Annotated in this window: 7 protein-coding genes and 1 pseudogene; 2 read left to right on the top strand and 6 right to left on the bottom strand. The window is 38.2% G+C overall.

Annotation, left to right across the window (positions count from 1 at the left end; genetic code table 11):
- The first annotated feature begins 76 nt into the window (after positions 1 to 76).
- Positions 77 to 890 (top strand): annotated as a pseudogene (locus ACOVQ4_RS19135) (sialate O-acetylesterase).
- A 52-nt stretch (positions 891 to 942) separates the two neighbouring features.
- On the opposite strand, the gene ACOVQ4_RS19130 reads toward ACOVQ4_RS19135, so the two are convergent.
- Together ACOVQ4_RS19130 and ACOVQ4_RS19125 are read right to left on the bottom strand one after the other, a co-directional pair.
- Positions 943 to 2,352: a TlpA family protein disulfide reductase gene (locus ACOVQ4_RS19130; protein WP_421822210.1), complete on the bottom strand. Its 1,410-nt coding sequence runs from the start codon at positions 2,350 to 2,352 to the stop codon at positions 943 to 945.
- A 129-nt stretch (positions 2,353 to 2,481) separates the two neighbouring features.
- On the bottom strand, positions 2,482 to 3,384 hold the full coding sequence (locus ACOVQ4_RS19125; RefSeq protein ID WP_421822209.1) for an NAD(P)/FAD-dependent oxidoreductase: 903 nt from the start codon (positions 3,382 to 3,384) through the stop codon (positions 2,482 to 2,484).
- A 278-nt stretch (positions 3,385 to 3,662) separates the two neighbouring features.
- On the opposite strand from ACOVQ4_RS19125, the gene ACOVQ4_RS19120 reads away from it, so the two are divergent.
- Positions 3,663 to 4,145: a Fur family transcriptional regulator gene (locus tag ACOVQ4_RS19120; protein WP_421822208.1), complete on the top strand. Its 483-nt coding sequence runs from the start codon at positions 3,663 to 3,665 to the stop codon at positions 4,143 to 4,145.
- 121 nt (positions 4,146 to 4,266) lie between these two features.
- On the opposite strand, the gene ACOVQ4_RS19115 is transcribed toward ACOVQ4_RS19120, so the two are convergent.
- From ACOVQ4_RS19115 to ACOVQ4_RS19100, 4 genes are all read right to left on the bottom strand, one after another.
- Positions 4,267 to 7,614: a VCBS repeat-containing protein gene (locus ACOVQ4_RS19115; protein ID WP_421822207.1), complete on the bottom strand. Its 3,348-nt coding sequence runs from the start codon at positions 7,612 to 7,614 to the stop codon at positions 4,267 to 4,269.
- 401 nt (positions 7,615 to 8,015) lie between these two features.
- On the bottom strand, positions 8,016 to 9,653 hold the full coding sequence (locus ACOVQ4_RS19110; RefSeq protein ID WP_421822206.1) for a RagB/SusD family nutrient uptake outer membrane protein: 1,638 nt from the start codon (positions 9,651 to 9,653) through the stop codon (positions 8,016 to 8,018).
- An 11-nt stretch (positions 9,654 to 9,664) separates the two neighbouring features.
- Positions 9,665 to 13,018, bottom strand: a complete 3,354-nt coding sequence (locus ACOVQ4_RS19105) for a TonB-dependent receptor (protein ID WP_421822205.1) — start codon at positions 13,016 to 13,018, stop codon at positions 9,665 to 9,667.
- A gap of 227 nt (positions 13,019 to 13,245) precedes the next feature.
- Positions 13,246 to 14,382, bottom strand: coding sequence for a FecR family protein (locus tag ACOVQ4_RS19100; RefSeq protein WP_421822204.1), 1,137 nt, complete (start codon positions 14,380 to 14,382; stop codon positions 13,246 to 13,248).
- Between the last annotated feature and the right edge of the window lie 233 nt (positions 14,383 to 14,615).

Below are 14,615 nucleotides of genomic sequence, written 5' to 3'. Positions count from 1 at the left end.
CCTACTGCCTACTGCCTACTGCCTACTGCCTACTGCCTACTGCCTACTGCCTACTGCCTATCTAGTATTTCTGTGTATGGTCTTTATGTGTGAAAATGGATTAGCCCAAAATCCAAATTTTCATATTTATCTAAGTTTGGGGCAATCTAAAATGGAGGGAAATGCCAAATTTGAGCCACAAGATACCCTATCCATCAATCCAAGATTTAGGATACTTGAGGCAGTCGACTGCCCCAACTTAGGTCGAAAAATGGGCCAGTGGTATACCGCAGTGCCCCCCCTTTGTCGATGCAATACTGGACTCACCCCAGTAGATTATTTTGGAAGAACCATGCTTGATTATTTGCCAAAGGAGGTGAGCGTGGGGGGCATCAATGTATCGATTGGAGGATGTAAAATAGAGCTTTTTGATAAAGCAAAATCTGCCCATTATGTAGCCGACGTGGCGCCCGAATGGATGAAAAATATGATTAAATCATATAATGGAGACCCATACAAACGCTTAGTCGAAATGGCAAAAATTGCACAAAAGGAAGGAGTGATTAAGGGAATTCTCTTACATCAAGGAGAATCTAACACAAATGATTCGTTGTGGACTCAGAAGGTCAAAATTGTCTATGACAACTTGCTTCAAGATCTCAACTTTCCTGCCAATTCCATTCCTATATTGATTGGCTGGCGAAACTGTCCATGCCGAACAAGGCGGAATTTGTGCTAGTATGAACGCCCTGATAGCAACCTTACCTCACACTATCCCAAATGCTCATGTTATTTCTTCAAAAGGCTGTACAGATGCAGCGGACAACTTACATTTTGACGCAGCGGGATATCGTGAACTGGGTAAACGATATGCCCTCACCATGCTAGATATACTGGGTTACAAACATTAAAATATGTTGTTGATTACGCTTTTGAATATTACAGTTTGATTAACACACAGACTTAATTATCTACTGGTACATCTTTCAAAAATAATTCTATCTGTTTCCTAGAGGGTTTATTAATCGGTTGCATTGCTTTTGAAGTAATAAAGTGCCCTCTATGGTCAAAATACATAAACCTTGGAATTTCTAAGGTACTCTTCTCGTTTTCTCTTCTTGTGAAGAGAAAATTGGTAAACTTTTGTTTTTCGCCCAACCAATAGGTTGTCACTCCATCTCCAGAAAAATGGTATTTATGTACAGCTTTTTTCCAAGCCTTCTCCGATTTATCAACACTAATCGTAATAAAAACAATGGGTTTATCTTTGAAAGCTTTTGCGTGATCTTTGACAAGAGGAGCCATGTAAATACATGGAGAGCACCAGCTAGCCGAGAATTCTAGATAAATCATCTTGCCTTTGTGTTGCTCTAATAAGTCTCTCCAAGTAACACTTTGACCATTTTCATGCTTCAATTTTTGATTTAGTACATATTCGGGAAAGCTAAAATCAGTATCATCCAATTTCTGTTTTACATATTTTAAAAAGACTTCGTCCTGACATACTGCATAAAAAATCCCTACATAGTCGTAGTAATTGGGCACATTTTCTATCTTGAATTTTTTGAGTAAATACGCCATCAGAAAATCACGGTGTTGCCCTTTAAAGTTGGTCCGTGCAGAATTAAACTGCACATAAAACTTATTGGCATCTGTGAGAGAATCCCTACAAAGAAACTGATTGTAGGAATATAACGCTTGTCTGTATTGAGCACCTTTGATGAGTGTATCTGTACCATAAATTTCTTCTTTAAAAAGTCTCACAGAATCAATGTACCATTTAGGAAACTTCTTCCAATCGGTACCGCCTTCTACGAAAGGTACAAGGATACAAGAAAGCGCTAAACTCTTGATTTCTTGAATAGTACTCTTATAAAGTATTGTATCCAAAGATGATTGATATTTCCGAACTGTATCAACTTGACGACGCATTTTACTCTTAATACCATTGATAATCATGATATGCTCGCTTTTTTGCATGTTTTTGATAGAATATCCCGAAACCTGAATTTCATTACCATACTGTCTGTCTAAGACTGCAAGCACATTCCTTAAAGAATCATTTGGATGAATACATACAACCTTATCGTCTTTTAAATCCAATACTATACTATCATTCGGAAATATCAGTATCGGTCTACCCAAAGATGTGGACCTCGGATAAATCAAGGTTGGGTAATTATGATATATGCCATATTTTACTTCTTGTTTGTCTTCTAGTAAGCCAGAAAAAAAAGAGGATGTTTGGTCATTCAAATCATCGAAGTAGTTGAAGCTATTGATAGAATTGTTTTTGGTGATAATAATTGATTTTTGTGCATGGGAGAAAAAACTGTAACAAAGAAGAAGAGCAAATAGAGTATAGATTCGCATAGTGAAGATGTATTTTGTTTTTTCTAAAATAAGGAAAAATCATATTAAAAGCTAGGTAAATATCAAATATCCTAGATTTACCTAGCCCTCAATCACGCATTTCAAACTCGTACATCAAGAAGTCAATTTCTAGAACTCTGCTTCTATCAGTTCTTTATTTATCATGGCTCCTGCTTTTGTCCCTGTTGCCACCGCTACCGAAACAGAGCGCATCATACTAGTACTATCACCGACAGCATATACTCCTTTAACGGAGGTTCTTTGCATTTCATCTACTTGAATATAACCCGATGGAAGCATGTTACAACCTAAGTCCTGAGCAAAAATTGTGGACTGTTGAAAAGGTATTCGAGCAAAAACTGCATCGACAACGAACTCCATTTTTCCACTTAATTTCACATACGTTACTTGTCCATTTGAATGACAGTACTCTTCTATCTTGTTCTCAATCACACGAATACCCTTAGCTATCAACTTGTTTGTTTGCTCTTCTGAAAGGGTACTTTTTCCGTCAGTCAACAAAACAATATTGGTTGACCACTGATAAATCAATTTGGCAAAATCATATCCTATCTCGCCATTTCCAACGACTGCAATTTGTTGATTTCTGACTTCGTACCCGTGACAATATGGGCAATGCAAAATACTTTTACCCCAACAATCTTCAAAACCCTTGATGTCAGGAAAAATGTCTTTAATGCCTGTAGCAAGAATGATTTTCTTCGCAAAAAAAGAATCATCTGAGGTTTTGACTTCAAATATTTCCTCTGTTTTTAATACTTTCAATACCGTATTTTCTCGAAAAGCTACAGTTGGATATGCCAATACTTGTGATTTTGCTTTTTGAAAAATATCATAAGGTGTTTCGCCGTCTTGCGTGATAAAATTATGAGAATGAGGAGTATATCTATTACATGGCATCCCATTGTCAATTACTAAAACTTTGCGCAAAGCACGCCCTAATGCCATTGCAGCCGATAATCCTGCGTAGCTTCCGCCTACTATAATTACTTCGTAGTTATCTTTTGTCATTTGCTAATTTATTTATCTGATTCAATATTGCAACAATGTTGCAATAAATAAAATTCACACTTTTTTAAATTTTATTTAGATTAATTAAAAATAAGAAAGTATATTTGTTCAGTAATTACTCATGAACATTACAGGATAGGCTCTCATCTAATACGCAGAGAGGTATTATGTTGGGAGGATAATTAATCGGTGAATTCAGAAATCTAGAGCTATGGCTACACAAACGAATAGCTCTAGCATTTTTTGATACCAATTACACTTTGTTGACTAAAAACAGGATGGATTCGACAACCAGAGAGGAATTTATAAAGGCAAAACGGCATCTGGATACAGAAGTAATAAGAAGAAATTTTCGGAAATCTACCGAGCGATATAAGTTATTGGAAGAGTTATACAAATTCCATGACCATTTTATGGCAGAAGAATTTTATTTACATCTCATTCAAAACAATTTCCAAGTAAGTATGGCTACCGTTTATAACAACTTGGTGTTTTTTGAAGAAGTTGGATTAGTCCTCAAGCATCAATTTGGCAAAGGACAAGCCGCACGTTACGAGAGAGCATTGGGTAGAAAACAACATTGTCATTTAATTTGTATACGATGTAATCAAATTTTTGAGTTTTGTGATCCGCGTATACAATATATCCAAACCACCGTTGAAGAGCATTTTGGTGCAACTGTCACAGGTCATTCGCTTACATTATATGGTGAGTGCAATCGTGAAGAATGTAGGAATTTACATACTGTCATTGATGAATAAAGGTGGTAATTGAACATAATATTTTTCCAATAATTTTCTCAACATACCATTCACATAACTTGGCTTTACGTGCTTCTTTTAGCGCATACAAGAAACACGTAAAGCTTGAGTACACAATTCGTCAATATTTTAGAACGCCTAATTTATCCGCATTTTTAGGCATCAAAAAGGCTGATGAAGAACCCAATCTAATCGGATAAAGCCCACGAATATCTCCTTCTAACAAAAGTTTTGATTGGCTATTTGGTAAGGTTGTAAAAGTACCTTTTCCATTTCCGAGCAATAGTACTCCTTTATTGGCATCGCTCTTTCCTAGTTGGATTTTCCAAGGATAAAAGTTTCCAGCCAATAGCACATCTTTTTTGCCATCTTTATTAAAATCTTGAACGACAATACCCGAAATCCAAGAGTTTTGGGCTGCAATAGGAAGACTATGAGCCGTAAATTTCCCTTGATTATTGACAAAAAGTGTTGTGTTTAACTCTTGAACCTTGAGCTCCTTACTATTCTTTCGTTGCTCATCAGTCAGTATTTCATTGAGTGTTGCTAGTGAATAATCTTTATATTTCAAGAATTTCTTTTTGATACTTGGCATTTGGTATGAAAATTCGTCTAAAGTTGCCATAGGATAGCTTTTACCTTCAATAAAATAACTAATCACAGGTTCTATCGTTCCGTTTTGGTCAAAATCTCCATAGGTCAAGGTCATATTCTCTTTTTGAGAAGCCCTAAACTGCGTATTGAGCCCCAAGTTTCCTGCGAGAATGTCTACATCTCCATCATTATCGATATCATCCAGCACAATTTTTTGCCACATACCTTGCGAATTTTCTAACCCATATTGGGCTGTGGTATTTTGTAACTGTCCATTATGATTTTCGAAAATGGTAACAGGCATAAACTCACCAGCTACAATCAAATCCATCCATCCATCTTTGTTTATGTCGCTCCAAACTGCCGTGTTAACAAGCCCAGGCTGGCGCAGTGTTACTTCTTTTTGCTCGGAGGCATACGCAAATTTTATCTGCCCATTGGCACTTTGATTTTTGAGCAAATACGAAAAATCTGCTTCGGGATAACTTCCTGGCATAGAGCGACCACCCACAAACAAATCTAAGTCGCCATCCTTGTCATAGTCAGCTGCCGCCACACAACTTCCATTGCTTGTTAAATCAGGCAGTGCATTGGGCGCAAGTGTAAAATTGCCTTTGCCATCATTAACAAACATAACATCTTGATAATCTGAAGCATGCGATGGTTGGTTGGTATTTCCTCTTACAATAAATAAATCTAAATCTTTGTCGCCATCGGCATCAAACAGACACAATCCCATATCCGAGTATAATCCAAGGGTATTCCAAGGTTGAGCATTTGAGGCCTTAAAAGTTTGATTTTTTTGTTGAACATACAAAACCGCAGGCTTTAAATAATTTCCTCCTACGATTACATCCTCAAGCCCGTCTGCGTTTACATCGCCGCTAGCCAAAAATGGCCCGAGCTTGGAAAGTTGATAAGGTAGTAAAATTTGTTGTTTGAAATCAACTTGAGGAATATTCTGATGGATATAATTCAATCCAGATTTTTCAGTAAAATCAACAAACATGGCTGGAGTTTCAGGTAAAGAAAATACACCCTCAACAGCTTGGTGGTTATTGACTTTTAAAAGCTGATTAGCCTTAATGGAAGACATTTTGGTTACTTTTCCGTCAGTCCAGTATACTTCGAGTGCCGAAACCAATGAATCTTTTCCTAAACCAAAATGAACAATTGGCTCGGTACAACTCTGAAAACCTTGTGCAGGAAAAAGCGTTTGCGTTTGTACTCCCGAAGCAGTATGCACCACAATTTTGGCACCCACACCATAGGTATTTTTCTGACTTTGAGACAATTGAACCCTCAAATAATGGCTTGATACCTGTTGCTGTTCTCGATTTTCGTATATCAAGGCAGGTTGATTAGAATTGTTTATCACCAAATCTAAGTCTCCATCGTTATCCAAGTCAGCATAAGCAGCACCCGTACTAATCGAAGGAGTAGAAAGCCCCCAAGATTCGGTAACATTTTTGAAAGCAATATCCTGACCCTCTCCCTGATTCGAGAAACCATAATTACTGACTAGCGTTTGCGACATTTGTTGAATCAGTTGCCAAGTATTAATTTTTTGACCCGAGGCTTGTGCTTTTTGGTTTTCTTCTTCATAAGTAAACTTCAAGAAGTCGAGATTGGTAAAATCTCTTAGATAACCATTGGTAATATACAAATCTTTACGACCATCATTATCAAAATCACCAGCCAACGGACACCAGCTCCAATCGGTATTTGAAACGCCTGCCAACTGGCCAACTTCGCTAAATACAGGTATACCACTTGCTGTATTTCCCTGATTGATATGCAACATATTGCGCATATTTTGATGATGAAATCCACTTTCGAGCAACAACTGATATCGATCATATTCGTCAGGTCCTTTCAGCAATTTTTGTCGTTCGTTAGATTCGGGCAACATATCGAGCGTTATTAAATCGCTGCGAAGGTCATTGTTCAAATCTACAATATTAGAGCCCATCGAAAACTTTGAAAGATGCCCAAAGCTTTCTTCAGTAACTTCTTTAAAATGACCGTTTTTTTGATTGATATATAAAAAATCTTGCTCATCATAATCATTGGTCACATACAAATCGCACCAGCCATCGTTGTTGACATCACCCATTGCAACACTCAAGCCGAAGTTGAGTCCACTGCCATCAATTCCAGCCTCCTGGCTTACATCCTGAAAATATCCTTCATCGTTGCGATAAAGTCTATTACCGTATTTATTGTGTCGTGTATTTCTCAGTTTTTGAGTATTAAAGACAGAGTTGAAGAACATATCGGCATGATTGACCATAAACATATCCAAATCGCCATCGTTGTCCATATCAAAAAAAGCGACTTGGGTTGTGTAAGTTCCTGGTGCATCAAGGCCATATTCTTTGGCAGATTCTTTAAAAACAGGAATTCCATTTTGATTTCCTTGATTGATATACAACTCATTGCGGCGGTCGTCGTCGGTTCCAGTTCCTGAGTAACATACATAGATATCGAGTTTACCATCGGCGTTGACATCGGCCATAGAGACACCCGTTTTCCAGCGTTGACGACCTTTTACACCTGCTTTGTCGGTAATATCTTCAAAATGAAAAGAAGCCTTATCTGATTTGCCCTTATTGAGATATAGTTTATTTTCAACCATATTTCCAGTAAAATAAATATCCGACAAACCATCGCCATTGACATCACCAATCGCAACACCACCTCCATTATAGAAATATTGATATTCGAGTACATTGTTTTGGGCATCCTCAACTACGTTGTTGACAAAAGAAACACCCGATACCTTGGCATCCACGGCCTGAAAGAGAGTTTGTTTGGAGTCGGAAGAGCAAGCTATACAAAACGGCAACAGTAATAGAGGGAAATATTTGTACATGAGATTGTAAAGGAGATTATTTGATTTATGATATCAAATCCCAAAAAAAGATTTTAGAGGAATTGTCTACTCATTTAAAGTAATTCTTATTGTAAAACTACCTAGCATTTTTCTCGAAAAGAAGAGCGCACTAAAAACCTTTGGCAAAAACTCTCAAAAATAAAATTTATCGGGCAAAAGTTTCGCCCGATAAATTGGATTCCAATGATTTTCCTAATCTTAACAATTGTTACGCTTCAGACTGTAAGCTATAAGCATTTGGCAAGCACAGCCTTATGCTTATAGCCTGTAGTGAATAAGATACATACTTGAGCATTACCGCTGAACCATGAACATAAAGATTTAATTATCAATACATTGTACTTCAAATTCTTCATTCATAATTCAACCTTCAAACTCAATTACCAGCCAGCAATTTGCTTGGCAGCTGGGTTTTTATCTACTTCATTTTGAGGGATAGGTAATACATAAAGCTTAGAAGGGAAACTTCTATTTTCAAAAGCAACACGTGTATAATTGATAGTATTGCCAGATTTAGTCATTTTTATACCGTACAATGGACCATTCAATAAGCTTTCAGCAATTTTCCAACGACGAATATCGAAGAAACGATGTTCTTCGAAAGCCAATTCAATTCTACGTTCGTTTCTGATTTTGGCACGCATTTGGTCTTTTGAAAGACCCGCCTCTAAGTCTGGCATACCTGCTCTTTTACGAATAGCGTTGATTGCGCTGTATACAGATGCATCAGGACCCGCAGCCTCATTTCTAGCTTCTGCATAGTTTAACAAAACTTCAGCATAACGAATAAAAATCCAGTCTTGATCGCTACTTTTTGTATAAAGCACATATTGCTCTTCATGGAACTTGCGTAGAATATAACCCGTTTTGGTGTCTTCGGCTCTGCCTGTTACATCGGCTCCACCTGCAAATAATTCAATTACACGACCACGGAAAGTAGAACCATTATGTACAACAGTAGCTTCAAAACGAGGGTCAAGGTTTGCCCATGGTTCAGAGGCCTTATAAAGTGGAGACGTTGACTGTGATTTACCGTCAATCATTTCATACGAATCCACAAAGTTTTGTGTAGGGACGTTTCCACCCCAACCAGCATCACTACCCCCTCTGATTGATGGTGGAGAGTTTACTACGTCGAAGCCGTTGTTTACTCCAAAATGCACTTTATCAGGTGCTTGGAATTTTTTCGCAAAAATAATTTCACTATTATTTTTGGTTAAAAACAAGGTTCTGTAGTCGTTAAATAAAGTATAATCCGTATTGATTACCTTATTGGCGGCATCCGCCGCCGCCTGCCAGCGGCTAGCATACAATAACACACGGCTTTTGAGTGCATTAGCTGCTCCAGAAGTAGCTCTACCTGCTTCGATAGCTCCCTTTTTTGGCAGCAAAGAAGCCGCTTTGTCTAAATCGGCAATGATAAAATCGACTACCTCGTCGTATTTGGCACGAGGAATCTGGAAATTATCACTCAATGTCAAGCTTTTGCTAATCAACGGAACCCCCGTTGGCTCGCTTCCTGTAGAAGGCATACCGTACAATCTTAACAATTCATGGTAAATAAATCCACGCAAGAAATACGCCTCACCCATCAAGCGGTTGCGCAATGCTTCGTCTTTTAGGCTACCCAAGTTTTCGAGCGCCATATTGGCCTTACGAACCAAGCTATAATAATCGCCCCAAGTTTCGCCCCAAGGTACACCAGAAGGAAGAAAATTACCCGTCTGTAGTTCATTGGAGTGCGTCCACGGCATACCTACGTCGCCATCGTCGGTCACACCGTCTAACAAATAAAGCCCTTTGGCCCAACCTTGGTAATTACGGTCAAAGCCAGAAGGCATTTGCCCGTAAATTGCATTAACAAACTGTGTAGCCCCTTGTGGATCGGTCCAAACAGTTTCTCCAGTCAATGAATCTTTGGGTACTTGGTTCAAAATATCCGATTCGCAACTAGCAATCAAGGTAATACTTGTAAGCGTACAAACAAGTTGTAAAATTTTATATAGTATTTTCTTCATCTTAATGTTTATTAAAATTTAAAGTTTACACCTGCGTTCCAAATTCTAAACTGAGGATAATCCCATCCTCTTCCACTCGCATTTTCAGGGTCATAGTTTTTGATTTTAGACCAAGTGGCAACGTTATTGGCGTTGATGTAAACGCGAATACCTCTAATAAATCCAATTTTCAGTTTTTCTAAAGGAACATTATATGCTAATTCAACATTTTTGAGACGAATGTAAGAAGCATCTCTCATCCAGAATGACGACTCCGCATGATTCATGTTTGTAGGGTCAATCAATACACGAGGCTCGGTCGCATTAGGATTCGATGGAGTCCAGCGATCTAAATTGGCTTTCAAAGCTCCCGAACCAACAAAGAATGGCCATGCACCTTCACCACTATAGTATTGGTTTACGTTGGTTGCTCCTTGGAATAAGAATGAAAAATCAAAGTTTTTGTATTGGAAGCCTCCATTGATACCAAAAATAATTTCTGGGGTATTTGATCTTCCAATGGCAACTCTATCAAGGTCGTTAATCTGACCATCTTTGTTAATATCCTCGTAACGAATATCACCTGGGGCTGTTTTGCCTACTTGTTTTGCTGCGGCATCCACTTCTGCTTGTGTTTGGAAGATACCAATGGCTCTGTACCCGTACTGGGTATTCAGTGGCAAGCCTGTTCTTCGGATGTTTGGATTTACAGATGCAGCTTCATCAATAAATACGATTTCGTTTCTAGCATACGTAAGGTTCCCGCCAATTGAGTAGCCAAGGTCATTAGAAAGGCGATTTCTGTGCCCTAAAGTGACTTCAACACCGCTATTGTTTACTTTAGCCAAGTTTTCTACTGGTAACGATACACCCAATAAACTAGGTACTGATAGGTTTCGTGAAGCTAGGATATCACTTCTTTTATCAAAAAAGTAATCAACTACCGCTGTCAATTTGCCTTTTAACAACGTAGCATCAAAACCAATATTCAGTTTCTTAACGGTTTCCCAAGTTACATTTGGATTTGAGAGACGTCCTTCAACAATCGTTGGTTGCACATTGCCATTGCCAAACACCGCCGAACCATTTACGAAATAAGATTGTAGATAAAGGAATCTTTCTCCACCCAAACGGTCATTACCCAAAATACCGTAAGAAGCACGTAGTTTCAAGAAATCAACAAATGATGAATTTTTCATGAAAGATTCTTGCGAAATCACATAACCTGCCGATACCGATGGGAAGAAGCCCCAACGCTTTCCATCTGCAAATTGCTCTGAACCATCGGCTCTAAAGCTGGTTTCGAAGAAATACTTATCTGCATAAGCCCAGTTGAAACGACCCACAATCCCCTGACGACCGCTACTTCCCGAATAACCTCCGTTGTTACGGTTTGCAGCAGCACCAAAGTTGATTTCGTCAATTGCCAAAGTATATCCTTCACGAGATACACTCATGTAGTTCCAAAGCTGTTTGGTTTGAGTATACAACAACAAACCTGTAAAATTACTTTTTCCGACTGTTTTCTTGTAGTTTAAGTGAGTCTCTAAGGTAACCGATTGTTCGTCGTAATTATTCTGAATTAATGACGTTGGTCCTTTTGGAGCTTCTACAAACGAGCCATCCGAGAGTCTATTGAAGAATGGTATTTTAGTAAATGTCCAGTTTTTGTTAGCTGTAATAGTTTTATCATAGGAAGCAATCCCTTTAATAGACAATCCGCTCAAAAATGGTAATTGTTGCTCCAACTCCATTCGTCCACGAAATGCCTGAATATTTCTTTTTCTATAACCGTTTTCAGGTAAAGTCAAGTAAGATGGGCCGTTTGAATACGTACCATTCGACCAAGTAATAGGAGTTCTATTTGGTGGAATACCCGACATCCATCTAAACACTTCCTCAGAAGCAACGTTGTTAGTTTTTTCGTCACGGCCCGAGAGGTCAAATGAAAGTTTAGTAGTGCTAGTTACGTTAGCGTCGATATTTGAACGGAAGTTATATCTGTTAAAATCATTGGATGGAATAATACCATCTTGTTTCAAATACCCCAATGAAGTAGCATAGCGAATTTTATCGGTACCACCCGTTGCCGAAATCGAGTAGTTACGTACCAAAGCTGATTTTTTCAATACCGAAAACCAATCTGAATCAGGGTGCGTATCTGGGCTAGAATGAGTACGATATTTTTCTAAATCATCTGCTGAATAAAGCGCTGGCTTTCCATCGTTAGCCAAAGCTTCATTGTATAAAGTGGCATATTCATAAGAGTTCAAAAACTCAGGATTACGAGTACGTTCTTGTACACCTACATTGGCATTGAAATCAATCTGCATTTTGCCTTCAGCACCTCTTTTGGTGGTTACTAGAATTACACCATTACCTGCACGAATACCAAATACTGCGGCACTCGCTGCATCTTTCAATACCGAGAATGACTGAATTTCGCTTGAGTTCAACTGTGCAAAATCGCTAGATGAACGAACAATTCCATCAATTACAAAAATGGGAGAAGCATCACCTGTAGTTCCAATACCTCTAATCAAGATATTTGAGGCATCTTTGCCTGGCTCGCCCGAACGCTGTGTAGCAATAATACCCGTGGCCTGACCAACCAATGAGTTACTTAAGTTAGGCGAAGGGTTACTAGCAATAGCTTTTGTACTTACATCCGACACTGCCCCCGAAATAGCGCTTTTCTTTTGTGAACCATAACCTACAACCACAACTTCATCGAGGTTACCTACATCAGATTTTAGCACTATATTCAAAGCTGTTTGTTTGCCGACAAGAATTTCCGTCTTTTGGTAGCCTACCGACGAAAATACCAAGGTAGTTTGCTCATTTGGAACCGAAAGCTTAAATGTGCCATCTGGGCCAGTGGTAGTTCCTTTAGTTGTACCTTTAATTTGAACAGTCACCCCTACCAATGCTTCTCCATTTTCATCTTTAATGGAGCCTGTCACTACGATATCGGGCATTTGCCAACTTAGGTTTGGTAGAATTTCTTTTGTTGGCAAAGCGTTTTTTCTTCTTTTCAGTAAAATTTGTTTGCCTGCAACCTCAAAACTGATATCCAACGGGCGAAACAATTCAGTCAACAAATCGCCTAGTGCTTTTTCCTCAGCGTTGATTGAAACGCTTCTTTTAGCATCGATGATTTCGGGACTATAAATAAAATTTACTTGAGCTTGTTTTTCGATTTTTTCCAGCACATCTACTACCTCATTTTTGCTGAGATGAAGAGTTACTTTTTTGTTTAGCAAATCTTGTGCATTGCTCCTATGTGCCAATGACATACTCACGCACAGGACGGAAAGAGCGATTTGCAACAAACTAATTCTCATAATTTTTCGTAAAGTTTGATACGATGGAAACTTTTTTTTCATACTTTTGGATAATTTGTTAGTTGTGAAAAATTGACAAAAACAATCCCTGAGTCCTAATTTTTAGGACCTAGCGTAGCAGCATCAAAAAGGGATTTGATTCAAGATGAGTGATGTTGGCGCATCATTCATCTTTTTTTGTAATCTGTCGTTGTGACAATTGGGTTTTTGGTTACATAGTTATCGAGTTTTAGTTAATTTTCTTTCATACATTTATACAGGTTCAGGAACTACTGACAAGGCCTGCCTTCTACAAATATTCTGCCTCCAGACACCTGATAGTCAGCATCTATTGCAGCACAAATCCATTTCATTTTTTCATCCAAGGGCTCCGTACCTAGGGTAGCCGTAAAAGTGCACTTGCTCATGACTTTTTCATCAAATACTATTTCTATGCCGTAGGCTTGGCTCAATTGTACAAAAACATCGGAAATAGGAGTAGATTTAAAGGTAAACGACTGACTACTATTATTTAAAGACAAAAATTGAGGATTGTTGAGCTCTACTTTTATGAGCTTATGGGCTTCTCTTTGATAAATTACTTGTTGATTTGCCTCTAGTGCGATGCCTGCGATATTCGTTTTTTCGGTGATATCTTTAATATTTAGATTCTTCTGTTGAATCACATTCACTTTCCCTGTCTTCACCATCACCTTTACTTCTTTGTCGTCATCAAATGCTTTTACGGTAAAACTCGTACCCAATACCTTCGTCACGATATCTTTGGTAAACACTAAAAATGGTTTTTTAGGATTTTTGACAACTTCAAAAAAAGCTTCTCCACTCAAATACACTTCTCTATTTTGTGAATTATAAGAATCAAAATATTTGAGCTTACTACCTTTTTGTAAAATAACGGTACTGCCATCGGGCAACACCACCATTTTGTTGCGCTTGTTGGGGTTGGTAGTCTCCACAAAAGATTCTTCTTCGTGCGATAGATTCAGCTTTTGGTCAAAACTCACAACAGGCGCTGGCTGGTTTTGTTTGGCAGTATACACCAAATACCCTAAACCTACAAAAACTACTATCGAAGCCGCCGCAACCCAATAATCTGAAACCACCCGCCAAAAACTTTTAGGCGTAAGCTCTGATGTAGCCGAATCATAAATTCCTACATTTTCTAATTCTTTTGCCTTTTCTAATGCAGATTGAACACGAGATTGTATATAGTTTTCATCCAGCACAAGCGGTTCGCCTTCGAGTTCAGACAAAAATATTCGCAGTTGCTGAAGATACACCCCTTCGATTCCTTGCGTACGAGCCCATTCTTCCCATACACGTGTGGGCTGGTTACGGTTTTCGTACACCCAGTTACGGATGGTAGCGTCTTCTAACAGTGCTTCAAATGTTTTTTTTGTGTTCATATCTTTCGGCTCTTTGGCTTTTTTAAGAAAACAAAGAGTTAAATTGTGTCAATTTGACATTATATATGCTACATCCCAAAAACAGTACTCGGATACTCACTAAAACACAATTTTTTTTAGAAAAAATAATAAAACGCTGATTTTGAGGAAATTAAAATTGTAATTTTTTGTATAAAAAATTGAAAGTAATAAATAGAAATTGTGACTATGCAGGAAAATAGATAGAGATACTT

The organism is Flectobacillus sp., assembly GCF_049240685.1.
Taxonomy (GTDB): Bacteria; Bacteroidota; Bacteroidia; order Cytophagales; family Spirosomataceae; genus Flectobacillus.
This window is presented reverse-complemented; position numbering and strand designations above follow the sequence as displayed.